Below are 25,139 nucleotides of genomic sequence, written 5' to 3' on the forward strand. Positions count from 1 at the left end.
ATAAGAACAAGCATACCTAGTAGTAGGTATTTAACAACTTTTTTTACCAATTAATAGGTATTGATGCCCTAAAGCATGTGGAATACCTTTGCGCTTGTTAAGAACCAACAAAATTAGAAAACAAATGAAAAGTAAAATGTTCCTGTTTTCACTTTGTATCGCAGCAATAAGTACACACGCATTTGCTGCAAACGAAGCCGAGAAAACAAGCAAAAGCAGCGAAGAGGCTGTGACAGAAATGAAAGCCCAGAAACGTTCTATCTTAAAAACGGAAGAAAACGGTAAAGGGTTGACCATAGGAGGATATGGAGAGGCTGTATATAGTCATAACTTTTATTCGGACAAATATATACGCTATACGGCAAAAGATCCCAGCGTATACAAGGGACAGTCGCACGGACGTTTCGACTTGCCACATGTGGTGCTTTTCCTGAATTATAATTTTGGTCATGGATGGTCAATGGGAAGTGAAATAGAGTTTGAGCACGGTGGAACGGAAAGTGCCATTGAAATAGAGGAAGAGGAAGCCGGAGAATATGAAAGTGAAATAGAACGTGGCGGAGAAGTTGCTCTCGAACAGTTCTGGATCCAGAAATCTATCTGTCCGGAATTCAACATCAAACTGGGGCACATTATTGTTCCGGTAGGTGGAACAAACCAAAACCATCTGCCGACGGAGTTCTTTGGAGTCTATCGTCCTGAAGGAGAAAATACCATCCTGCCTTGTACCTGGCATGAAACAGGTATCAGCTTGTGGGGACGTGCAGGTGACTGGCGCTACGAAGTTTTATTGGTTCCAGGCCTCGATTCTGACCGTTTCAACCGACTGAACTGGATTCAAGGCGGTGCAGGCAGTCCATATGAATTTAAAATCGGTAACTCCGTAGCAGGAGCTTTCCGCATCGATAATTATTCCATTAAGGGACTACGCCTTTCTCTCAGTGGGTATGCAGGCAATTCTTTCAACAACTCACTGAATGACTATAAAGACAGCGAAAAGTATAAAGATGTAAAAGGAACTGTCATGATTGGAGCCTTCGATTTTAATTACAATGATCACAACTGGATAGTGCGTGGAAACTTCGATTACGGTCATTTGAGTGATGCCGATAAAATTACGGAAGTCAATAAAAAGATGAGCAACAACTCTCCTTCCCCACAACAGAATGTTGCAGAAGCGGCTATTGCTGCCGGCATAGAAGCTGGATACAATGTATTCTCACAAATCAATAAACTGAATGACAAAGGACAGAAGCTATATGTTTTCGGACGTTACGATTATTACGACTCTATGCATAAGACCAGTACGCCCATTTATAAATTCTGTGGACGCAATCGTATAGCAGCCGGAATAAATTATTATCCCATCCACGATATCGTAGTAAAAGGTGAATATTCCATCGGTCTGATGCGAACACCTTACAACAATGAACCCGCTATATCGGTTGGCGTAGCATATGCAGGATTCTTCACCAAATAAAAACAGTAAGAAAGCAAGTTTTATTAATCATAACTTAAAATTCAAAAAAGATGAACATGTTTTTTAAATTTCCTCTTTGTATGACAGTTGTTACCATCATGGCAACAAGTATGATTTCATGTAGTGATGACAATAACGGGAGTAACACATCCAACGGTTTATCAAACGAAGAACAAGCATTGAAAGAAGCTATCGTTCCATACGTAGACAATACCGTTATCCCTACTTACACAGCTATGGCAGACGAAGCTATTCTGATGAGTGACGCATGCACAAAAGCCAAAGAAGCTTACCTCAGTGGAGATAAGGCTAAAGCAACCGAATATGTGGCAGAAGCATGCGAGCACTGGACAGAATCACGTAAGGCATGGGAGTTGAGCGAAGCATTTCTGTTTGGTGCAGCTGCCGATTACAATATCGACCCTCATATCGATTCGTGGCCTCTCGATCAGGTTGCACTAGATAATTTACTGAACAATCAGAAAATGATGGATGCCATCGGCGAAGGCGATTTCGATTATATCACAACAAACCTAGGTTACGGTCTGCTAGGTTATCATGCTTTGGAATACATCCTGTTCCAGCTTACTGACGACTCACATAGAGAACCAAGAAACTTTGAGAAGACTTATAGCTACAGCGGACAGGTAGTAAATATAACGAACAATCATCTGATTTACATGGCAGGAGTTGCCGAAGATTTACGTAACCAGTGTATCCGCCTGGAGGCTTCATGGGCCGGTATGAATAATATCAGTACACAAAAACAGGAAATCCTTACCGAAACAGAACAAGAGCCGACTTTCAATTACGGTACGAGTATGAAAACAGCCGGACAAGGCGGAAGCAAATATACCAGTTATACCGTTGCCGCACAAGAATTGATTCAAGGATGTATCGATATCGTAGATGAAGTATGTACGCAAAAAATCGGACGTCCTAACTCAGGTCAGAGTGCCGACGACAAAAATTATATCGAATCACCTTATGCACTAAACTCGGTTGTCGACTTTGTCGATAATATCAAAAGTGTAAAAAATGCATACGAAGGAATCAGCTACGATGGCAAGAACAATGCAACATCTGTCAGCGCTTACGTTTCAACAGTCGACCAGGCTACAGATACAGAAGTAAAAGCGCTGATAGATGAATCCATTACCAAAATACAGGCTATACCAGAACCGTTTGCAAAAAATGCAACAGGAGCCGAAGCTGATGCAGCCATAGCATCTTTAAGCAAGTTATCTACAGCATTGAACAAAGCCAACAAAGCTCTTTTGAAATAAGAGCAATACAAATTTCTTGTAGAATAAAATAGCTTTAAACAGTCATCTTGAATTGAGGTAAAGACACCCTAAATTCCGATTCAAGATGGCTGTAGCAGCTTAGGAACAAAAATTTTACTTATGAAAACAAAGTTCTTATATCTGATAAATTCATTGTTCGTTGCCAGTGCCATAACAGCATGTAGTGACAATGAGAACCAGCATGTACCGTCCGATAATCCCGAAAATAACGAAAAGCCCGAATGGTATTACACCGGAGGCCAACTAGGTACTGCATACCTGACAACATCGAATGCGCTGGAACAGCCAACAGAACCCATCGAAGCTAATGAAGAGATGAGCCAGCGCTTTAAAAATGGTGAACAACTTTTCGAAAAAATGTATATGAACAATCATTCCGGAGTACGTAAAGGATTAGGACCGGCATATGTACGCAGCTCGTGTATCCATTGTCACCCCGGATATGGTCACGGGAAACGTAATCCTGCCGGTGCTTTTCAAACTACATCAATAGGAAACGGATGTCTGCTTGTCGTTTACAATCCTGATACAGACGGATATGTAAGTTGGCTTACAGGAATGCCTCAGGGACACGCAACTCAGCCTTTTAAAGCTCCGCTGGATGAAAGCAAGGTCATCATTGAATGGAAGAAATATACCGACGAGTGGGGAAATAAATTTCCTGACGGAGAAAGTTATGACCTGGAATATCCGGAAGTTACACTTGCTGCTGATGCTGTATATGCAAAAAATGAAGGAGTAATCAGCAGTCTGGGCAACTATAAAGTGCTCTTGGAATCTACCATCGGTATTTACGGAACCGGACTGCTGGATGCCATCAGCGATGATGATCTGAAAGCACAATATGCCAAAGAAGAGCAAGACGGATACATGCAAAACGGTCTAAACGAAGCTTTCTTCAAAAATGGAGAATGGGTGAAGCAATACAGCAATACGAAAGTCACAGATGTCAATCCTGACTTTAGCGATAAAGGAGAACAACATCCTTTCAGATTTACTTATGCCCTGAGCAGAGGACCACTGCAAGACGCTGCCGGAGCGAACGCTATGTGGAATATCACAAACGTAACACGCAGCAACCGCCGCTATCATTATCTGGATACTTATTTTGCCAGTGCCAGCGGAGAGGATAAAACGGTTTACGGAGGAAGTTCATGGGTAAAAGCCTCAGCCAATGATCCGGAAGTACAGGCTGGTTATCAATCATACATTGAAGAAGTCGATCCTGATAAAAATCACCCGACCTGGCATGCAGATGATTATACAGACAAGACGCAGGTAGCCAGAGCCATTGCCGCATATCTCACTTCTCAAGAGCTGGATGTAGAAATGGATGATGAAGATTTTATCGATTTCATGGTATGGCATCGTGGATTAGCCGTTCCTGCCGCACGTAATGTGGATGATCCAGACGTGATAAAAGGCAAGGAACTGTTCGAACAGATAGGATGTGCTTATTGCCATCGTCCATCATGGACAACAGGAGATGATAACTTTTACGATCCGAACGGATTCTTTACCAAAGGCGACAGCCGGTTGCCAAGATATCCCAACCAGACAATCTGGCCTTACTCCGACCTCGTACAACATAAGTTACATATGGAAAACGACATCCGGACCGGCTGGTGCCGTACCACTCCGCTATGGGGACGAGGATTGCATCAGATGTGTACCGGTTCGACCACAGCCGACCGTCTGCACGATAACCGCGCACGAAACGTCATCGAAGCCATTATGTGGCATGGAAATGCTAAAAGTGATGCACGAATGACTGTCGAAAAGTTCCGTAACCTGTCGAAAGCCGAGCGCGATGCAATTGTAAAATTCATTGACTCAATCTGATCATACATTTGAGGGAGAACGAGGGCTTTCATGCAACAAAAAAGGTCTGAACTCTCTCCAAAAGAAACGAATCTAAAAAACTATTGCTGTCCGATAAAACTTTTAAGTCATCAATAAGCATTAACTTAAAAAGGGGCCTATCCATAAAAACAACACTGATAATCATCCTATTTAATATGTTTATCGGACACTAATATAAAAAACAGATTCTACCACGGATTACACATACAGATACAGATTTTCCCATACAATATATAAAATAACCTATTATCAGTTTGTATAGTCCGTGGTAATATTTAATCTCCGTATGTCTTCCTTTATACAAGTAAAAACAACAAACAGAATGACTAATATATTAAAAAAAGCGACTTTTGGATTATGGATATTTCTGCTCATCATGATGATTGCAGCCACCATTATCGAAAAGCTATATGGAACCACCGTTTCGTCAACATACTTTTACGGCTCTCCTTTCTTTATAGGTCTTTGGATAGCCACAACATTACTTTCATTACTCTATATCATCAAGCGCCATATCATAAGGAATAAAATAGTATACTTGCTCCACCTGTCTTTCATTCTTATTTTATCGGGAGCACTTACTACACACATCTGGGGAATACAAGGAAACATACACCTTCGACAAGGAGAAACTCCAGTCACTACTTTCAATAAAAATGACGGACAAAAAGCCGATTTGCCATTTTCTGTTTCATTAAAACAGTTCCAGTTAACGTACTATCAGGGAACATTCGCACCAATGGATTTCATCAGCATACTAAACGTTTATGACGGTCCTCAGATGCACGAAGGAAGTGTTTCCATGAATCACATCTATACTTACCGCAATTACCGTTTTTATCAATCGACATATGATGCCGATAAAAAAGGTAGTACGCTATCCATTGCATACGATCCTTACGGAATAGCCCTTGCATATACGGGATATGCTTTCCTGTTGCTCTCGTTTATCCTGTTCTTTTTTGACAAACACAGCTATTTTCGGAAATTATTAAATCATCCTGCCTTAAAGAAAATTACCGTATGTATACTACTCTCTACAAGTGTGATTACTATGTTCGGAGCATCTGTCCCCCCTTCCTTACCTAAAGAAACAGCCAACGAGTTTGGAAAGCTATACGTCTATTACAACGACCGTATCTGCCCGCTTCAGACATTGGCAAAAGAGTTTACAACCAAACTTTACGGCAAATCCAATTACAAGGGATTAACACCGGAACAGGTGCTGACCGGATGGCTTTTCTTTTACGAGCAATGGAAACAAGAACCAATGATTTTTATCAAAGACAAAGAAGTACAAAAGCTGCTGGGAGCAAAGGGAAAATATGTCCGTCTTGCCGACTTTGCAGGCTCTACCGGATATAAACTGGAACAAATATCACCTTCCGATAGGAACGCAAAAACCACACGGGCCATAGAAGAAGCAAATGAAAAGTTCAGTCTGGCAAGCATGCTATGCACAGGAAACTTATTGAAGATATATCCTTACCTTGATAAAAACAATGCACAGCCAATATGGTATTCACTGACTGACGACCTGCCAGTATCCATGCCTCACGAGCAATGGGCATTTATACGTTACAGTATGAATCTTATAGCCGAGAAAGTAGCCCATCAAGCATACAATGAAGTCAGAATACTACTCGATAAAACAAAAAAATATCAACAGAAAGAAGCAAGAAGTTTCTTGCCTTCAGACACACGTTTCGGCGCTGAGATGTTATACAATCGTATGAACTTTACCCGCCCACTTGCTATGTCCAGCCTCACAATCGGCATACTATCATTCTTTTTATACTGCTGGAAAATGGCGAAACAACGCAACAGCAGTAAAAAACAGAACAGCATACTGCTTGCAATGCTAGGTATCGTATTCATTTATCTTATGATACTTATCGGGCTAAGAGGATTTATAGGCGGACACCTCCCTATGTCAAATGGTTACGAAACGATGCAACTCATGTCCGTATGTGCCATACTGCTGACTTTCTTACTCTATCGAAAGTTTGAAGCCGCTATTTCATTCGGCTACATACTATGCGGACTGACCTTGCTTGTTTCGATGTTCGGTGAATCCAATCCCTCCGTTACCCAGCTCATGCCAGTACTCTCCTCCCCTCTGCTAAGTATTCACGTAGTAACAATTATGCTCTCGTATTCACTACTGGCATTCGTCATGCTGAATGGTATCACGGCAATCATCTTACGATACACACGCACAGACTGCCATGAGCAAATCATTCGCTTACAAATCATCAGCCACATCATTTTATATCCCGCTGTATTCCTCATGGCAGCAGGTATCTTTATTGGAGCAATCTGGGCAAACGTATCATGGGGAAGATACTGGGGATGGGATCCCAAAGAAGTATGGGCACTCATCACCATGCTGGTATATGCAGCCGCTCTACATCCTGCATCACTTTCCTCTTTCCGACGCCCGATGTTCTTCCACTGGTTTGCAGTAATCGCTTTTTTAAGTGTACTTGTCACATACTTTGGTGTCAACTTTATTATGGGAGGTATGCACAGCTACGCATAAGAAAACATTATTCGTTTTTACTTGTCATTCTGTTTTAAGAATGAAAAATGGAGACCAGTGCGTGATGCATCGGCCTCCATGATTTATTTACCTGCTCCCGCAGGAAAAACTAACTATTCTCTATTTATTTTATCAATAAACTTCTACTTTGCTTGCCAAAGCTTTACATTTATCGCGCAAAGCATCCAGGTCACCGTCATTCTTATCGTAGCATACTACTACACCCATACGGCGATTCAGCTTCGTATACGGTTTTCCGAAAATACGGAGGTATGTGTTAGGCTGCGAGCAAACCAGTTCTTCTCCCCGGTAGCGCGGAGTGTCCTTGCTGGCAATAGGAGAAAGAATAACGGCACTGGCACCGATATGTTCCTGAGTAATACCCGGAATAGGCAATCCCAATACAGCATACAGATGAAGTTCGAACTCGTTCAGGTTCTGTGTATTGGCAAGTGTTACCATACCTGTATCATGCGGACGAGGAGAAAGTTCAGAGAAATAAACTCCATTGTCGTGACTCAGGAAAAATTCAACTCCCCAAAGGCCATAACCAGTCAACGCTTCAGTAACTTTTGCCGCCATCTTCTGAGCCTCAGCAAGATGTTCCGGAGCAATGTGAGCAGGCTGGAAGCTTTCGCGATAGTCACCACCTTTCTGTACGTGTCCGATAGGCGGACAGAACAGTGTCGGACCATTTTTCTGTGTAACTGTCAGCAACGTGATTTCGCTGTCGAACTTAACAAACTCTTCCACGATCAGCTCCTTAATATCACCACGGCTGCCTTCACATCCGTATGCCCAAGAGTATTCCAAATCTTCAGGACCTTTGGCTACCGATTGTCCCTTACCAGATGATGACATCAACGGTTTGATAACGCACGGATAACCAATCTTTTCAGCAGCTTCCTTCAGTTCATCGAACGACTTTGCATAATAATATTTCGCCGTCTTCAAGCCCAGTTCCTTAGCAGCAAGGTCGCGGATTGCTTTACGGTTCATCGTAAAGTTTACGGCACGTGCACTCGGTACAACCTGAATACCTTCTTTTTCCAGATGATAAAGACGTTCGGTGCGGATAGCCTCAATTTCAGGCACAATAATATCGGGATGATATTTTTCTACCACACGGTCGAGCGCATCGCCATCCAGCATACTAAATACTTCACAAGCATCTGCTACCTGCATGGCGGGAGCACCTGCATACGAATCACATGCGATAACGTACTGACCCAGACGTTGGGCAGCAATCACAAACTCTTTTCCTAATTCGCCGGAACCCAGCAAAAGTATTTTCTTAGTCATATCTTAACAGTTAATCCTTTTTTCTTTTCAGCAAAGATAACGATTTCTGTTGAGAGATTATACGAATATGATAAATAATAACATTTTGAAAGAACACAATTCTTTCGTACAAAAAATAAAAAAACATGCTGATGAATTTGGCAAAACATCAGCATGAATTAAGATAAACATGCCCATGTTTTTTCCAACCCTGGGCATGCCGTGTCACAAGATAAATTTAAGACACTATGAATGAGTTATTTGCTTACTTCCATTCCCTGCGTATTGAGCTCTCCTATACCACCTTTATGAAAAGAAGCCATTTGTGCCGTTCCTGTAAATGTAGCAGCACCTATACCACTGACATCAGCTTTTACTTCTTCACAATTGATATGTATATTTACCTCTCCTATACCTTTCAGATCGAAATTTGCTTTACGGCATTGCAGGTCTTTTATATTTAATTCTCCGACTCCGCTGAAATCTACATCCAAGTCCTGAAGTGTTACCTTACCGTCGATATTAAACGAACCTACTCCTTTAAATTCCAGCTCCTGCAAATCGGGAGCAGAGATACGGATAACAGCCCCATTCTTGTTGTTTTTCAGTTTCTTGATATAACCAATTTTCAGCTCATTGCCTTCAACACTAGTTGTAATATTCTTTACCTGGCTCTCTTCCCCTTCTATCGTACACGAGAAATCGGATGATTGTGTAAAATAAACACTTCCCACACTCTTTATATCAATAGAGGTAAAATCCGCCACATGACGTTTCTCTGTAACATGTTCACCTTTACTTCCAGCCCAAATGCAGGAAGTAAAACCCGCGATCATAACCAACGCAGTGATAACTCTTGCAAAAACAGTTTTCATAACAATCATATTTTTTACATCCAGAATATTGGTCCCTCGATGAAGGAAGTATTAAACAAAAAGATAAATCCGGCAACCAGCGAAATAAACCATATCAAGGTAAGGATAACCTTGGTTACAGTAGACATCGGTTTCCATACATTGAAACTCTGCAAAAGCAACTGCAACAGGCCTATCACCGGAATGCCCACGATGAACAGTCCGCACACCAACAGTCCGGTCACCGCAGCCGGAGAGGAAGCAATCAGACTCCAGTCTACATCAGGCATAGAATAATACAACACGGCAGGTACACTGGCAAGTATACCGGTAGCAGCCAGCAGCAAGGCAAACAGTACGACAAGACCGACAAGCAGAACCGGTGTAAGGCAGATAGCCAGCAGTACAAGGAAGAACTTGATGATGAAACCTGCAATCTTTACAATCATATTTCCCAACTGATGCAGAAAGGAACGAGGCTTCTCGGAATGTACATAATCGTTCACTTTATCGAACCCCTCAGTCACGGTACGTCCTATATTCTCCATATTGATAGGTTCACCACGCATCTGTAACTTTTCCGTTGCTGTTTTTGCCAGCGGAACAATAATCCATGCGATCAGATAAGCCAGAATCAATCCCTGGACAAAACATCCGGCTACCAGTACTCCGATACGTATCCACGTTACATCCCATCCGAAGTAAGCAGACAATCCGGAAAGCACACCACCCAATATACGGTCGTCAGGATTACGGAACAGACGGCGGGCAGTTCCATTGCCATATGTATGGTTAGTTTTTTCTTCTTTCTTCTCATCATTATCGTCTGTATTCAACTCCTCAGGTTTCCCCATACGGGCAATAACAGCTTCTACCTGCTCTATGGTGATAACCTGCTGTCCGGTACGAATATACTCATCGAACAGTTCTGCAATGCGGGTTTCCATATCACGTACAATCTCGTCGGCTCCTTCTTCCTTGCGGAAATGATAGCGGAGATTATTCAGATAATTATCGAGCAGGTTATAGGCATCTTCATCAATATGATATACAGTGCCTCCCAAATTAACAGTCAGTGTCTTTTTCATGTGATTTTGAAATTAATAATTTTGTTCTTAAATGATTTACCGTATCCGACAATTCGTCCCATGCCAGTTGCAGTCCTGCCAGAAATTCCTCCCCTTTCGGAGTCAGACTGTAATACTTTCTGGGAGGTCCCTGAGTAGATTCCACCCACTCATACGATAGCAAATCGTCGTTCTTCAGACGGGTAAGCAACGGATAAAGCGTACCCTCCACTACTATCAGCTTCGCTTCTTTCAGATTCTGTATAATGTCTGAAGCATACGAAGGCTCGCGGTGCAGCAACAACAGGATGCAGTATTCAAGCATCCCTTTGCGCATTTGAGATTTTACGTTATCGACATTCATGTTTTCTATCCTCTTGTTTTGTATAGCACAAATATATGTATTATATCAATACCTTGCATTACATAGAACTATTAATTTACCATTTTTAACGAAATACAACCAGATATACGGAAAACGACAGGCGGAAAGCCTTATTTTTGCATAAACTTTTTCACGGTAAGCCACCGTGATACGCTCTCAGACATTACATAACAAAATATTAAATACTCAAAACTATGTTCGTAATAAAACAAGCAACTACAGCCGACATTCCACTGATAAACAAACTGGCTTGGAATGTTTTTCCTGAAACATATAAAAATATCCTCAGTCACGAACAGATAGAATATATGATGGACTGGATGTATTCCATAGAGAACCTGCACAAGCAGATGGAAGAAGAAGGACACATTTATTATATAGCTTATGAGGAATGTGAAGCGGCAGGATATGTTTCCATCCGTCAGGAGGACACAGATTTATTTCATCTCGAGAAAATCTATGTCATTCCTTATTATCAAAAGTATCATCTGGGCAAACAGCTTTTCCAGCAGGCTATAAAAGGTATCAAGGAAATTCATCCGGCTCCCTGCCGTATGGAACTGAATGTAAACCGTAATAATCCGGCATTGGGATTTTACGAACATATGGGAATGAAAAAAGTACGCGAAGGAGATTTCCCCATTGGAAACGGCTATTACATGAACGATTATATTATGGGGCTGGATATTTAATGTCTATATCGACACAGACAGGCAGGTGATCGCTATAACCACCGTGATATTTCATACCATTATAGGTACGGAAAGGCTTGTCGCCTCCATAGTTTTCGTCTTCCTCCAGTAGAAACGGGAAAGTAAGAATACGGGCGCGATTAAACTCCGTTGTAAGATTACCCGTATGATTCAGAAAAGTACCGTTCAGGATGAGCTGATCCAGAATGCCCCATTCACCACGATAGCGGTATGTTCCTCCCTGCCTGCCGTTCATCAAGTTATACAGCCGGTATGAATCGATATCTTTCTCTGGCTTCCCTGCTCCTAAGGTCCGACAAACAGAACGACTTTCAGGATAATCATTAAAGTCACCTATGATAATGAGGTATGGAGTCTGGCGAATTTTCATAACAGAATCTGCTGCATGACGCAATACACGTGCAGTAAGCAGGCGGTAAGGTTCACTTTGTTTTTCGCCTCCCGAACGTGAAGGCATGTGACAGATAAAGACATCGAGTGTATCACCGGAAACTACCCGACCGGTAACATGCAGGATATCGCGTGTAGGCTTACGCCCTATTTTATAGGAAGGAATACGAATATGCTGGTCGCTTATCAGCCGGAACGAGGAAGGCTGGTAGAGAAGTGCCACATCAATTCCCCGTTCGTCGGGCGAATCAGTCATCACATAGCGATAGGCGGCATCTCGGAGCGGAGAGTATTTCACCAGTCCGTCCAGACAATATGCATTTTCCACTTCACAAAGTCCTACCAGATCGGGCACTTGCTCTCTACTGGCAGCGAGTATGACTTTTGCAATGCGGTTCAGTTTTTCATGATAACGTTTCCAGCTCCATCCCCGAACGGAATGAGGAAGATATTCCGAATCGTTCTTCAGTGAATCATGACGACAATCGAACAGATTCTCTACATTGTATTCCATAACACGAAGGGTTTGCTGCGCCTCACATACAGAAGCCGTGAGGCAGGCAGCAAACCCTAGCAATATTTCAGGAAATAATTTCATTATGCCTTTGCAGGAATATGAGCCAAGACATCCAATAAATGACGCCAGAACTTATCGACTGTAGGGATAAGCATGCGTTCGTCGGGTGAATGAACACCACGGAGTGTAGGACCGAACGAAACCATATCGAGTGAAGGATATTTTTCGAGGAACAAACCACATTCCAATCCGGCATGGATAGCTTTAATCTTAGGCTCGGTAGCAAACAGACGCTTATAGCTTTCTACCGATACTTGCAATATTTCGGAAGACGGATTAGGTTTCCATCCCGGATAACCGTCGCCAGTCGTTACTTCCGCTCCTCCCAACAGGAAAGCTGAACTTACCATCTGCGACATATCCTTGCGAGAAGACAGAATAGAACTGCGCTGACTGGTTACAACAACGAGTTTTCCATCACGCTGCTTGATTGAAGCAAGGTTGGAAGAAGTTTCTACCAGTCCCGGAATATCCTGGCTCATGGCATATACGCCATTATGTACAGCATAAATGGAATGAAGGAAGTTTTTCATGGCATCCTGCCGCATAACTTCTGCACAAGGGCTTTCCGATTCCAGCTCCATCACAAGATTTGGTTCTGTTACAGCAAACTCGTTTTCTACTTCCGACAAATATATATTCAAGTCAACACGTACTGATTCTTTATCTTTCATCGGTACAGCACAAACAGCATGTGCTTCACGTGGAATGGCATTATGCAGGTTTCCTCCATCTATTTCACACAAATGCAAGTCGTATTTCTGCATCAGCTGGACCAGGAAACGATTCAGCAACTTATTGGCATTGGCACGGTTCTTATTGATATCATCACCCGAATGTCCGCCTGTAAGTCCCTTTACAGCTACACGGAAGAAAAAATAGCCTTCGGGAGCAGCAGTCATCGGACACGGGAACTGAGCTGTAGTTCCTGCTCCACCTGCACAACCGATAAACAATTCACCTTCATCTTCTGAATCAAGGTTGATCAAGATATCGCCATCCATAAAGCCTTCCTTCAAAGCAAAAGCACCTGTCAGTCCGGTTTCTTCATCAACAGTAAACAAACACTGTATCGGTCCATGCTCGATATCGTCTGACGCCAAGACTGCAAGCTGAGTCGCCACACCAATTCCATTGTCGGCCCCCAGTGTAGTACCTTTCGCTTTCAGCCACTCACCATCGATATAGGTTTCAATCGGATCAGTATCGAAGTTATGTTGTGTATCTTTATTCTTCTCGCATACCATATCCATATGCGATTGCAATATGACAGTTTTCAGATTTTCCTTACCTGCTGTAGCCGGTTTAGACATTAACACATTTCCGGTCTCATCTGTTTTACAAGCCAGATTATGCTTCTGAGCGAAATCGAGCAAATAAGCTCGTATCTTTTCTTCCTTCTTGGAAGGACGCGGAACCTGACATACTTCTTCAAAATAACGGAAGACAATAGCCGGTTTCAAATCTTTTTTCTCCATAAATAGTCTATTTATTTGTTCAGTTATCAGTAAAAATAAGTTAAAAACATAGATTAATAAGGCAAGTACCCTCTTTTTTCCGTACCGAAAAGAGTAAATCGGTAACAAAAGATTTATATTTGCACCACAAAAATAATAGAAATGCTTAAGACTATCCTTATAACAATGTTAATAGTTGCTATCTGCATAGCACTATTATCGGTAAAGATACTCTTTCAGAAGAACGGACGTTTCCCTAACACACACGTTAGCGGCAGCAAAGCCATGAGAAAAAGAGGTATCGGATGTGTGCAATCTCAAGACAGAGAAGCACAAAAAGTGAATCCTCATGCCATAGCAGAGCGGAGGCGTCCAGAAACAGAAACAGAAAAAACAATTAATAACTAAGAGACAAAAACCATTATGAAAAGAATGAAGCATATCCTGAACGGATTTATCGCACTGGCTATGGTGCTGATGTTTACTCAATGTACTGACAACAAAGCTAACGAACAAGGAGCTTCAACTCCTGCTGTAGTAGGCGGTCCGGTAAACATGAAGATAGCTTATGTAGAGATCGACTCTCTGCTGACAAAATATCGTTATTGGAATGACTTGAACGAGATGATGATTCAGAAAGAAGAAAACATCCGTACTACACTGAACGAAAAAGCAAAAGATCTGGATAAAGAAATGAGAGAATTCCAGCGCAAACTGGAAAATAATGGTTTTGCCAGCCGTGAACGTGCTGAACAGGAAAACTTACGCATCAGCCAAAAACAACGTGACTTGCAGCAGTTGCAGGAAAAATTGACTAGTGAATTACAAGCAGAAAACCAGAAAATAAGCTTGCAGCTCCGCGATTCTATCAACTCATTCTTGAAAATATATAATAAGGATAAAGAATATAGCCTGATTATCAGCAACACTGGTTTCGACAACTTACTGTATGCTGATCCTGCATTCAATATTACTCAGGAAATCGTAGACGGACTGAATGCTCGCTATAACCCAGCATCAAGCAAAAAATAATTTAAACCTTGTATTATATTCAAGCCCTGTTGCTTAAAAAAGAGCAGCAGGGCTTTCTTTTTCTCAGACAAAAAACTTTCGATATAAAATACTCTTTTTTATCAAACTTTCCCGAACAAAATAATATATGGATTTGTTATATTATAAAGGTTGGAAGAAATTTACAATGTATTAAAAAGGAGTTTTTATGGAAACGTTTGCTGACTTGATATCATCGCCCACTCCTGTTCTGGTGGATGTTTTCGCAGAATGGTGTGCGCCTTGTAAAATAATGGCTGGAATTTTAAAGAAAGTAAAAGAAACACAAGGTGACTCGCTGCGAATCATAAAAATCGACATAGATAAAAATATGAATATTGCACAACATTATGCAATATCCTCTGTGCCTACACTCATGATTTTCAAAAACGGAAAACAGTTATGGCGGCAAAGTGGAGTAATAGAAGCAAACGAACTAAATAAAATTGTTGAAATGTTTAAGTAAAGCAACATATTCATTTTCACGTAGCATAAGCTGACCTCTACCGCAAAAAGACAAAACCCACTTGTCTTTTTACGAAAAAGGTCAGCTTTTTTACTGTTTATCAGCCTTTAATCTTTTTCTTATAAACCTCGGCACGTTCTACAACTTCACGCACAAAGTTATATGTTTCTGTTCCTCTGAAATATCCATTTTTACACACAGGATCCTGATAATAGTCTTCGTTACTCTTCAATAAGATGTAATGATCAACATGATGATCCCATAGATAACGGTTCTTACCATATTTTTCCGCTAATGCCATGGCATCAGTAATGTGCCCCACTCCTGCATTATATGCAGCAAGCACAAACTTAGTCTGCTCACCTTTATCGGGAACTTTAGAGAAAATATTCTGTAGACGGGCGATATATTTCACTCCAGCTTTTATACTTTCCTCCGGATCACTTTCTTTTCCTGCAGGTATCCCCATAGCACGTGCCGTAGCTGGCATTAATTGCATCAACCCCCGAGCGCCTGCCCAAGATATGACATTCGGATCGAAATTCGATTCTGTATATGCCAGCGACGCCAGCATACGCCAGTCCCAGCCTATTTCTTTTGCATATTTCTTGAACAAATCATCGTAATGTGAAATCTTTCCATCCTTAACTGAAAGTATAGATCCATGGGTAGGACGTTTATTCAGCTCAAAATAACGCCGGGCACTTGCCTTGAATTCCGATGAATTGATATTTTCTTTATGCCACTTGTCGGCAGCTTCAGCCAGCAAAGGAGATGTTTTACGTACAGCCCATGAAGAGCGCTGGTCGAAACTGATTACCAGACCGATATCAAGATTAGGATAATACGTACGGTTTATCTTAGCAATTTCATTAGTAGCAACTGTATAATCTATTTTACCTTCTGCCACCCAAGTAATCAAATTTTCTTCCGATACGCTGTCGGTCTCTACTTTATGCACGTTGATACCTCCCCCCAGCTCACTATTCAAGTTCATCAGCCGGTCATAGTATTTTCCTGAAGTAGTATAAACCTCTTTTCCAGGTAATTGTGTTACGTCTTTCAGTGCATCTTTTCCTCTGCGCTGCACAATCACCTGATGAGTGATATTTTCTTCACCACAATAGATCAGACTGTCCTTCCATGCATTTGTGATATCAAGATTATATGCAACCAGGTCGCCTTCTCCTCTTATCAGGCAACGCACCATTTCAGAAGGATTATTTACGACCTTCAACTTTAATTTGAGTCCAAGGGAACGTGCAAACTGTTGTGCTAATTCATATTGAAATCCCATCGGTTCACCACGATAGTTAAAGTATGATGTAGAGCTATTGGCTGTAAGAACAACCAACTCTCCCCTCTCCATAATTTCGGGTAAATCAATTGCTGCTTCTCCATTTACAGTTCCTTTTCGTGACTGACACGAATAAAACAGCAGACTCAGGCATAGTACGCTCCAGAAGACATAGGAGAGCTTCATCGTCCCACTATTTTTTCAATATACATCTTCAATATCTCTATCGCTTTCTTATTATATCCTCCTTGAGGAATAATCAGGTCAGCATACCGTTTTGCAGGTTCGATAAATTCAAGATGCATAGGTTTCAGCACCCTCATATATCGTTCCATAACAGCCTCTGCCGTACGTCCTCGTTCTACTACATCACGCTGCATTACGCGAATCAATCGCTCATCCGGATCAGCATCGACAAATATTTTCAGGTCCATCAACTTACACAGCTCCTTATCACTCAACGCCAATATACCCTCTATAATAATCACTTTACGAGGTTCTACATGCAACGTTTCCTTCTGTCGCGTACAAGTAAGGAAATCATATATAGGCTGTTCTATCGCTTCTCCTCTGCGAAGCATAGCCACATGCTGCGACAACAACTCCCAGTCGAAAGCATTCGGATGATCGAAATTAATACTTTGACGCAGTTCCACTGGTACATGACTGCTGTCATTATAATAAGAATCCAACGGAAGCAAAGCCACTTCATCGGCCGACAGACTATCAACAATACTTTTCACTACAGTTGTTTTACCGGAGCCTGTACCTCCTGCAATTCCAATGATTATCATAAGCTAAAATCCAATAATTAGTTATATATTTGCATCTATACAAATTTACGATAAATCATAATATAAACAACTATGGTCAAGCACATTGTTTTATTTAAACTGAAAGAAAACCTGTCAACAGAAGAAAAACAGGCTGTTATAGACAAATTTAAAGCAGCAATAGAAGCTTTGCCGCCTGTCATACCAAGTATTCGGAAAATCTTTGTCGGACAAAATATCAATGCTGACGAGAAATGGGATATTTGTCTGGAAAGTGAGTTTGATACATTAGAAGATGTTAAAGCATATGCAGTTCATCCGGCACATGTAGCAGCAGCCGGCATTTTAAAGGAAGCCAAACAAGACCGTGCCTGTACAGATTATATTTTCTAGAATTTCAAGCAGATATGAAAAAGATAATCAATCCTTGGGGCGAAATAGAAGGTTACAACTGTTTTGGATGTGCTCCTCAAAATCCGTCAGGACTGCACATGGAGTTTTACGAGGATGGCGATGATATCGTAAGCTTCTGGCATCCGGACGGCAAATACCAAGGCTGGCTTAATACGCTGCACGGAGGCATTCAGGCTGTATTGCTAGACGAAATATGCGGATGGGTAATCATGCGAAAGCTTCAAACGGCCGGAGTTACTTCAAAAATGGAAACCCGCTATTTAAAACCTGTACATACTACAGATAATATGTTAACCCTGCGAGCATCTATTCGTGAACAACGGCGAAACATTGTTACGATAGATGCTTCTTTGTTCAATGAAGCAGGAGAAATATGCACTCAAGCTGTTTGTACTTATTTTACTTTCTCACGCGAGAAAGCACTACAAGATATGCACTTTCATGAATGCAAAACGGAAGGCGAATAATTGGTTCCTGATATAAATAGAATCTGAATTAAAAAAGAAGACCTCTACTATCAGCTTCATATTATGATGGATTAAGTTAAAAACAGAAAGAGGTCTTACATACAATAAAAATGGCATATGGAGCGATTATTATATATCATCTTCATATGCCATTATATTTTGTATAGACGTTTACTGAATATCCCAAGTCAGTTTTTATTCATTGCCCTTTCTGGTAGAAAGCTTTTCCAGAAAATATACCAGGAAAAAGCCCGCCAGCATTAAAACAACAGCCTCCCATATGTATTGATTAGGCAGGATATTACTTTCTATCAACGGCTTTTCCACTCCATGACTGTCTATAAATGTTTCAATAGTTTCTTTCCATGGCCATACTTTATTGAGTGACCCTAACATGAAACCTGTCAGTACAGCCAGGGTTATATTACGAAAATGCTTTAATGCATACGATAAGACACGTGAGAAACTGGTTATACCAATGCATGCCCCAGCACCGAATACAAGTATAACCTTTATATCGAATGTCTTTACTGCTTCCATGATAAAAAAGTATTTTCCCAGCAATACCAATATAAAACTTCCCGATATCCCCGGAAGAATCATGGCACAAATCGCAATAGCCCCACATAAAAAGATAAACAATAAATTAGAAGGAGTTTCTGCCGGAGTAGCGACTGTAATGTAAAAAGCTACAGCAACACCGACAATGAACCCTAAAATCGTTTTCCAGTTCCATTCCTTAATGTCTTTCCCAACAAACCAAGTAGAGGCAAGAACAAGGCCAAAGAAAAAAGACCATACAAGAACCGGATGATCGGTAAGCAACCAAGTTATTACTTTTGCCAATGAGAAGACACTGATTCCAATACCGGCTAAAAGAAATAGCAAAAAGTTACCGTTTATCATCTTCCAGAAAGTTCCCCACTTCCCGGTAAAAAACATTTTCAAACTTTGTGCATTGATACTCTTAATGGAATCAATCAATTCATCATAAATACCTACAATAAAAGCAATTGTTCCTCCTGACACACCAGGTACTACATCGGCCGCCCCCATACCCATACCTTTTAAGGCAAGCAAGGCGTAGTCTTTAAAACTTCGTTTCATCTTAAATTTTATCTGTTTTCCTAAGAATTTTATGGTTTGCAAAGTAACAGAAAAAAAAGAAATGTATCTATTAAAAAGATAAAAAAGGCATCACAGGACAAACATTATATCCGATTGTTTGTTATATTCACAGAAATATTTAATAAAAATAATCATGGCAAAAACAGCATTTCAAGGAGCCCCAGTTTCACTGGCAGGCGAGTTTATTAAAGTTGGAGCTCAAGCTCCAGAGTTTTCACTGGTAAAAGGAGATTTAAGTTCTTTCACTCAAAATGATATTAAAGGGAAATACGCACTCCTGAATATATTCCCTAGTATGGATACGGGTGTATGTGCAACTTCAGTACGCAAATTCAACAAGCTGGCAGCCGAAATGGAAAATACCGTTGTTCTGGCAATTTCGAAAGACCTTCCTTTTGCGCAGGGACGTTTCTGTACAACTGAAGGAATTGAAAATGTTATTCCACTTTCAGACTACCGATATACTTCTGATTTTGGAGAAAAATATGGTGTATTGATGACTGACGGCGTATTATGCGGACTGTTGGCGCGTGCCGTAGTAATTATTAACCCGGAAGGAAAAGTTATCTATACAGAACTCGTACCGGAAATAACTCAGGAACCCAACTACGATTCTGCTTTAGCAGCACTTAAAGAACAACGATAATTGCTACCCCTCTTATAATAACTAAACCAACTAACAATAATGGCGGGAAGAGAAACTTACATAAAATTCTCTTTCCGCCATTTTGCTATCTGAAATATACAGTCACCTTACTCTTCAGCAAAGTCTTTGATACGTTGTTCTTCGGTCAGGCGACAAATCAACAGCTTATCATTTTTCTCGGCAACAATATAACCGTCCAATCCCTGTACTACCACTTTCTTTTCCTGAGTAGTATGAATTATACAGTTTCTGGTTTCATACAGTTTGATATTATTTCCGATGCAGGCATTGTTATGCGCATCCTTTTTTGAGTTTTCATGCAAAGAACCCCAGGTTCCCAGATCACTCCATCCAAATGATGCCGGAAAGACATAAATCTCCTCTGCCTTTTCCATGATAGCATAGTCTACAGATATGTTTTCACAGGTAGGAAATAACTCATTCAGCATTTCCTGCTCTTTGTCTGTATAAAAATATGGAAGCATGCGCTCAAAAACCTCTGCCATTGGAGGCTGATAAACACGCAAGGCATTGACTATCGTATTGACATTCCATATAAAAATCCCTGCATTCCAAAAATAATTTTTCCGCTGAATGTAGCGACGTGCAACTTCCAAATCAGGTTTTTCCTTAAAAGCATCAACTCTATAAATCTCCTTATTGGAAGGACATGCCATCGACAAGTCCGCTTCTATATAGCCATATCCCGTTTCCGGACGGTTTGCCTTCATTCCCAATGTAACGATAGCATCCGAATCGGCTGTAAATTTCATAGCAGAGTTAATGACACGTGCAAATTCCCTCACATCCATCACCACATGATCACTTGGAGTCACTACGATATTGGCCTTCGGATTTTTAGCTTTTATTTTCCAGCTTACATAAGCAATACACGGAGCGGTATTACGGCGACAAGGCTCAAGCAGAATATGATCTACTGGAATAGACGGCAACTGCTCTTTTACGACATCTGCATAGTCGACTGATGTTACCACCCATATATTCTCAGAAGGACAAATATCCTGAAAGCGGTCTACCGTAAGCTGAAGCAATGTTCGTCCGCATCCCAAAACATCAATAAACTGCTTCGGCATCTGGGGGGTACTCATAGGCCAGAAACGACTTCCTATACCTCCCGCCATGATAACTATATGATTGTTGTTTAAAGCCATAACCACGATTCATTTTTAGATGTTTTGCAAATATAGCTTTATTTTGACAAAATAAAATATCCCGACTGATAAAAATCAGCCGGGATAGAGATTGGTTCTTATAAAAACCTATTAGCAATACATATTTACAATAGCCTCATACAATTCTTGCTTACCGCTAGTCTGTTTTGGTTCGCCGTTTGCCTTAGCATAAGCAACAACATCTTCCAAAGTCAGCTTACCTTCTTCAAATTCTTTACCTTTACCAGAATCGAATGAAGCATAACGTTCAGCCAACATTTTCTTATATGGAGATTCTTCCAGCAACTTAGCAGCACTCAGCAATGCACGAGCCATAGCATCCATACCTGCAATGTGAGCGATAAAGATATCTTCCAAGTCTGTTGAGTTACGACGGGTCTTAGCATCGAAGTTAGTACCACCATTACCCAGACCTCCGCCACGGATAATCTGCATCATAGCCTGGATGAGTTCATAATTGTCGATAGGGAACTGGTCTGTATCCCATCCGTTCTGATAGTCACCACGGTTTGCATCGATAGAACCCAACATGCCATTGTCAACAGCAACAGCCAGTTCGTGTTCGAAAGTGTGACCAGCCAAAGTTGCATGGTTTACTTCAATATTAACTTTGAAGTCCTTGTCCAGATTATGAGCTTTCAGGAAGCCGATAACAGTTTCAGTATCTACGTCATACTGATGTTTTGTCGGTTCCATCGGTTTCGGTTCGATCAGGAATGTACCAGTAAAGCCTTTTGCACGAGCATAGTCACGAGCAATAGTCAACATCTGTGCCAAGTGTTCTTTTTCACGTTTCTGGTCTGTGTTCAACAGTGACATATAACCTTCACGTCCGCCCCAGAATACATAGTTTGAACCACCCAGTTCGATTGTTGCATCAATAGCATTCTTAATCTGAACAGCAGCACGAGCTACAACATCGAAATCAGGGTTTGTAGCAGCACCGTTCATATAACGAGCATGACCGAATACATTTGCAGTACCCCACAACAGTTTGATACCAGTTTCAGCCTGTTTCTGTTTTGCATAAGCTACTATTTCTTTCAGATTTGCTTCATATTCTTCGATTGTGTCAGCTTCATCACACAAGTCTACATCGTGGAAACAGTAGTATTCAATACCCATTTTCTGCATAAATTCGAAGCCTGCATCCATTTTGTCTTTAGCAGCCTGTACCTTGTCAGGATTTCCTTTCCATGGGAAGTTCTTAGTACCGCCACCAAACTGGTCAGCTCCTTCAGCGCACAATGTGTGCCACCAAGCCATAGAAAATTTCAACCAGTCTTTCATCTTCTTGCCCATTACTACTTTTTCTGCATCATAATAACGGAAAGCCATCGGGTTTTTGCTTTCTACACCTTCGAATTTAATTTTACCAATACCGGGAAAATACTCTTTTGTTGCCATAGTTATACTCTATTTAAAAGTTAATTATTTTTATTTATTTCAGGAAATTGTCCTGCGTCCGGAGTTATTTCCAGACAGCAAAACAAGTAAATTAGATTTTATTCATATATGAAAGCCAGCGCTGATATGCATCTTCGTATGCAGCCTTGTTTGCCATATCCGGTTCGATAACAGCCAACTTATCCAGCGTAGCAAAAGCTTCATTATTGTCTTTATAGATACCTGCTCCGATACCAGCTCCTTTTGCAGCTCCAACTGAACCGTCAGTATCATACAGTTCGATGGTAGCTCCAGTCACACCGGCCAGCGTATCGCGGAATATCGGACTCAGGAACATATTTGCATGTCCGGCATGTATCTTATGTACATCCATTCCCATGCCTTCCATAATATCTATTCCATATTTGAACGAGAATACGATACCCTCTTGAGCAGCACGAATAATATGATTGCGCGTATGCAGATTAAAGTTTATTCCATTGATAGAACATCCTGTTTCACGATTCTGCAACATACGTTCTGCACCATTTCCAAAAGGCAAGATACTGATTCCTCCCGCACCGATAGGAGCCTGAGCAGCCATATCATTCATTTCGGCATACGAAACGCCTGCAGGTACAACGGTACGTTTTACCCATGAATTCAAAATACCTGTTCCGTTAATGCAGAGCAACACTCCCAGACGAGTCTGGTCTGCCGTATGATTGACATGCGCAAATGTATTGACACGTGATTTCGGATCATAGTTAACTGCACCGTTTACACCATACACTACACCCGACGTTCCGGCTGTAGACGCGATTTCGCCCGGGTTGAAAACATTCAGCGACAACGCATTGTTCGGCTGGTCACCCGCACGATAAGTCACAGGTGTACCCTCTTTCAATCCTAGTTCGGCTGCTGCAATAGCGGTTACACGTCCCTGTTCTGAAAAAGTCGGTTTGATATCGGCTATCAGTGAATTGTCGAATCCGTAATACTCCATCAGGAACTTTGCGACTTCATTATTCTTGAAATCCCAGAACATACCTTCTGAAAGTCCGGATACAGTGGTGCAAACCTCACCAGTCAGCTTCATAGCGATATAGTCGCCCGGAAGCATAATTTTATCTATTCTGGCATAGACATCCGGTTCATTCTCTTTAATCCAGGCAAGCTTGGAAGCGGTAAAATTACCCGGAGAGTTAAGCAAATGAGAAAGACACAGCTCTTCACCCAACGTATTGAAAGCCTTCTCTCCATACGGAACTGCACGAGAATCGCACCAGATAATAGCCGGACGGAGCACCTGCTGATTCTTGTCCACGCATACCAGACCATGCATCTGATAAGAAATACCGATAGCAGCAATATCTTCCTTGCGTACTCCGCTTTCATTCATAACAGCTTCAGTTGCAAGCTTCAGGTTTGCCCACCACATTTCCGGTTTCTGTTCAGCCCAACCGGGATGCACAGCTATAATCTCTGCCTCTGTCTTAGGGTAGAAAGCAGAAGCTACACATTTACCAGTCTCCGAATTCACCAAACTGGCTTTAACCGAAGAACTACCTATATCATAACCTAACAAATACATAACTCTAATATATTTTATTTCTTTAGTTTGTTATAAATCGTTCTGTCGAATCTATAATAGCGTGCAGCACGATGTCGCACACCTTTTTCTTTTTCCTCCATCGGTACGACATAAGGCATCAGTGCTATCTTCTTGTGGAAATTACGCACATCAAACTCTTTATCGTATACCAACTGATACAATACACGAAGCTGTGCCGCAGTAAACTTTCTAGGCAAGAGATCGAACATTACCGATGGATTTGTTTCCACATAATGGCGTATAAAAGCAAGCGCGTCGCGATATATCTGAATATGGTCGAACGCCAGGGCTTTCACTTCCGACAGCGGAGTCCAGCAAGCATCATACGTATCAGTCAGCTGCCGGTTTCGCTGGTCAATTTTCAATAAAGAAAGATAAGCGATCGTAACAATCCTGCCGACTTTATTATCCGTAATGCGATGAAAACGTTCCAGCCACAACACGTCTTTCGGATTAGCCGTACGATCTTTGGAGCCATAAGCTTTAAACTGGCTCATCTTGATATTTTTCAAACCGGTAAGTTCATTAAGTACACGCTTGGCAGCTTCATCCAAGTCTTCATCGGCATAAATCAAGCTACCGGGAAGCTTCAGGTCATTAAATCCACCATCCGTTTGTTTTCCGATCTGGCGCACAAGCAAAACGCGAAACTGTTCTCCATCGAAGCCAATCAGGACACAGTCCACTGAAACGTGTACATCGATTATAAGGTTATTTCCGGTCTGAGTTTCCATATCTTTATTTTCTTTCAACACTGCAAATATAAAGACTTTTTCAATTCGTTATTC

Annotated in this window: 24 protein-coding genes; 11 read left to right on the top strand and 13 right to left on the bottom strand. The window is 41.4% G+C overall.

The features are described 5' to 3' along the window. Positions 1-124: 124 nt before the first annotated feature. The 4 genes from BACCOP_RS07215 to BACCOP_RS21330 all read left to right on the top strand — a co-directional run bounded on the left by BACCOP_RS07215 (position 125) and on the right by BACCOP_RS21330 (position 7,192). Positions 125-1,480 carry a hypothetical protein gene (locus BACCOP_RS07215; RefSeq protein WP_007567747.1) on the top strand — a complete coding sequence of 452 codons (1,356 nt, stop codon included), beginning with the start codon at positions 125-127 and terminating at the stop codon, positions 1,478-1,480. A 50-nt stretch (positions 1,481-1,530) separates the two neighbouring features. Beyond that, positions 1,531-2,766 carry an imelysin family protein gene (locus tag BACCOP_RS07220; RefSeq protein ID WP_007567749.1) on the top strand — a complete coding sequence of 412 codons (1,236 nt, stop codon included), beginning with the start codon at positions 1,531-1,533 and terminating at the stop codon, positions 2,764-2,766. Between the two features lie 120 nt (positions 2,767-2,886). Next, positions 2,887-4,629, top strand: a complete 1,743-nt coding sequence (locus BACCOP_RS07225; protein ID WP_007567751.1) for a di-heme oxidoredictase family protein — start codon at positions 2,887-2,889, stop codon at positions 4,627-4,629. Positions 4,630-4,972: 343 nt separating this feature from the next. Then, on the top strand, positions 4,973-7,192 hold the full coding sequence (locus tag BACCOP_RS21330) for a cytochrome c biogenesis protein CcsA (RefSeq protein ID WP_007567753.1): 2,220 nt from the start codon (positions 4,973-4,975) through the stop codon (positions 7,190-7,192). 132 nt (positions 7,193-7,324) lie between these two features. Here the strand turns inward: BACCOP_RS21330 and purT are convergent, their stop codons facing one another. From purT to BACCOP_RS07250, 4 genes are all read right to left on the bottom strand, one after another. After that, positions 7,325-8,494 (bottom strand): formate-dependent phosphoribosylglycinamide formyltransferase, encoded by a 1,170-nt coding sequence (gene purT / locus BACCOP_RS07235; RefSeq protein ID WP_007567754.1) that lies wholly within the window; start codon positions 8,492-8,494, stop codon positions 7,325-7,327. Between the two features lie 236 nt (positions 8,495-8,730). Next, on the bottom strand, positions 8,731-9,348 hold the full coding sequence (locus BACCOP_RS07240) for a GIN domain-containing protein (RefSeq protein WP_022125313.1): 618 nt from the start codon (positions 9,346-9,348) through the stop codon (positions 8,731-8,733). A gap of 14 nt (positions 9,349-9,362) precedes the next feature. Beyond that, the gene (locus BACCOP_RS07245; RefSeq protein WP_007567758.1) at positions 9,363-10,415 is read right to left on the bottom strand and encodes a PspC domain-containing protein; all 1,053 of its coding nucleotides are present in this window, start codon (positions 10,413-10,415) and stop codon (positions 9,363-9,365) included. Then, positions 10,393-10,758: a PadR family transcriptional regulator gene (locus BACCOP_RS07250; protein ID WP_007567759.1), complete on the bottom strand. Its 366-nt coding sequence runs from the start codon at positions 10,756-10,758 to the stop codon at positions 10,393-10,395. The genes BACCOP_RS07245 and BACCOP_RS07250 overlap by 23 nt, the downstream gene beginning before the upstream one ends. A 215-nt stretch (positions 10,759-10,973) precedes the next feature. Between BACCOP_RS07250 and BACCOP_RS07255 the strand changes: the two genes are divergently transcribed. Further along, positions 10,974-11,471, top strand: coding sequence for a GNAT family N-acetyltransferase (locus tag BACCOP_RS07255; protein WP_007567763.1), 498 nt, complete (start codon positions 10,974-10,976; stop codon positions 11,469-11,471). On the opposite strand, the gene BACCOP_RS07260 is transcribed toward BACCOP_RS07255, so the two are convergent. Together BACCOP_RS07260 and BACCOP_RS07265 are read right to left on the bottom strand one after the other, a co-directional pair. Then, on the bottom strand, positions 11,452-12,480 hold the full coding sequence (locus BACCOP_RS07260) for an endonuclease/exonuclease/phosphatase family protein (protein WP_007567765.1): 1,029 nt from the start codon (positions 12,478-12,480) through the stop codon (positions 11,452-11,454). The genes BACCOP_RS07255 and BACCOP_RS07260 overlap by 20 nt on opposite strands. Then, positions 12,480-13,937 carry an aminoacyl-histidine dipeptidase gene (locus BACCOP_RS07265; RefSeq protein WP_007567767.1) on the bottom strand — a complete coding sequence of 486 codons (1,458 nt, stop codon included), beginning with the start codon at positions 13,935-13,937 and terminating at the stop codon, positions 12,480-12,482. The genes BACCOP_RS07260 and BACCOP_RS07265 overlap by 1 nt, the downstream gene beginning before the upstream one ends. 141 nt (positions 13,938-14,078) lie before the next feature. On the opposite strand from BACCOP_RS07265, the gene BACCOP_RS07270 reads away from it, so the two are divergent. From BACCOP_RS07270 to trxA, 3 genes are all read left to right on the top strand, one after another. After that, entirely contained in the window at positions 14,079-14,324 is a 246-nt protein-coding gene (locus BACCOP_RS07270) for a hypothetical protein (RefSeq protein WP_007567768.1), read from the top strand. Positions 14,325-14,339: 15 nt separating this feature from the next. Continuing rightward, positions 14,340-14,948: an OmpH/Skp family outer membrane protein gene (locus BACCOP_RS07275; protein WP_007567770.1), complete on the top strand. Its 609-nt coding sequence runs from the start codon at positions 14,340-14,342 to the stop codon at positions 14,946-14,948. 187 nt (positions 14,949-15,135) lie between these two features. Next, a complete protein-coding gene (gene trxA, locus BACCOP_RS07285) occupies positions 15,136-15,432 on the top strand; it encodes a thioredoxin (RefSeq protein WP_007567774.1) in 297 nt (98 codons plus the stop codon). 100 nt (positions 15,433-15,532) lie between these two features. Here the strand turns inward: trxA and BACCOP_RS07290 are convergent, their stop codons facing one another. Beyond that, the gene (locus tag BACCOP_RS07290) at positions 15,533-16,915 is read right to left on the bottom strand and encodes an MltF family protein (protein WP_007567776.1); all 1,383 of its coding nucleotides are present in this window, start codon (positions 16,913-16,915) and stop codon (positions 15,533-15,535) included. Further along, on the bottom strand, positions 16,912-17,523 hold the full coding sequence (udk, locus tag BACCOP_RS07295; RefSeq protein ID WP_007567778.1) for a uridine kinase: 612 nt from the start codon (positions 17,521-17,523) through the stop codon (positions 16,912-16,914). The genes BACCOP_RS07290 and udk overlap by 4 nt, the downstream gene beginning before the upstream one ends. A 72-nt stretch (positions 17,524-17,595) precedes the next feature. Here udk and BACCOP_RS07300 point away from each other — a divergent pair, with 72 nt between their 5' ends. Both BACCOP_RS07300 and BACCOP_RS07305 read left to right on the top strand, forming a co-directional pair. Beyond that, positions 17,596-17,895, top strand: a complete 300-nt coding sequence (locus tag BACCOP_RS07300) for a Dabb family protein (protein WP_007567780.1) — start codon at positions 17,596-17,598, stop codon at positions 17,893-17,895. Between the two features lie 14 nt (positions 17,896-17,909). After that, a complete protein-coding gene (locus BACCOP_RS07305) occupies positions 17,910-18,383 on the top strand; it encodes a PaaI family thioesterase (protein ID WP_007567783.1) in 474 nt (157 codons plus the stop codon). A 195-nt stretch (positions 18,384-18,578) separates the two neighbouring features. Here BACCOP_RS07305 and BACCOP_RS07310 read toward each other — a convergent pair whose 3' ends face one another. Next, a complete protein-coding gene (locus BACCOP_RS07310) occupies positions 18,579-19,490 on the bottom strand; it encodes a polyprenyl-phosphate transporter (RefSeq protein WP_040311908.1) in 912 nt (303 codons plus the stop codon). Between the two features lie 154 nt (positions 19,491-19,644). Here BACCOP_RS07310 and tpx point away from each other — a divergent pair, with 154 nt between their 5' ends. Further along, positions 19,645-20,157 (top strand): thiol peroxidase, encoded by a 513-nt coding sequence (tpx, locus tag BACCOP_RS07315; protein WP_007567787.1) that lies wholly within the window; start codon positions 19,645-19,647, stop codon positions 20,155-20,157. A gap of 107 nt (positions 20,158-20,264) precedes the next feature. On the opposite strand, the gene BACCOP_RS07320 is transcribed toward tpx, so the two are convergent. From BACCOP_RS07320 to BACCOP_RS07335, 4 genes are all read right to left on the bottom strand, one after another. Beyond that, positions 20,265-21,329, bottom strand: a complete 1,065-nt coding sequence (locus tag BACCOP_RS07320) for a mannose-1-phosphate guanylyltransferase (protein WP_007567788.1) — start codon at positions 21,327-21,329, stop codon at positions 20,265-20,267. A 111-nt stretch (positions 21,330-21,440) separates the two neighbouring features. Further along, positions 21,441-22,757 (bottom strand): xylose isomerase, encoded by a 1,317-nt coding sequence (gene xylA, locus BACCOP_RS07325; RefSeq protein ID WP_007567790.1) that lies wholly within the window; start codon positions 22,755-22,757, stop codon positions 21,441-21,443. Positions 22,758-22,848: 91 nt separating this feature from the next. Continuing rightward, a complete protein-coding gene (locus BACCOP_RS07330) occupies positions 22,849-24,330 on the bottom strand; it encodes a xylulokinase (protein ID WP_007567792.1) in 1,482 nt (493 codons plus the stop codon). Positions 24,331-24,344: 14 nt separating this feature from the next. Then, positions 24,345-25,085, bottom strand: coding sequence for an NUDIX hydrolase (locus tag BACCOP_RS07335; protein ID WP_040311916.1), 741 nt, complete (start codon positions 25,083-25,085; stop codon positions 24,345-24,347). Positions 25,086-25,139 lie beyond the last annotated feature (54 nt).

Source organism: Phocaeicola coprocola DSM 17136, assembly GCF_000154845.1.
In the GTDB taxonomy this organism is placed as follows: domain Bacteria; phylum Bacteroidota; class Bacteroidia; order Bacteroidales; family Bacteroidaceae; genus Phocaeicola; species Phocaeicola coprocola.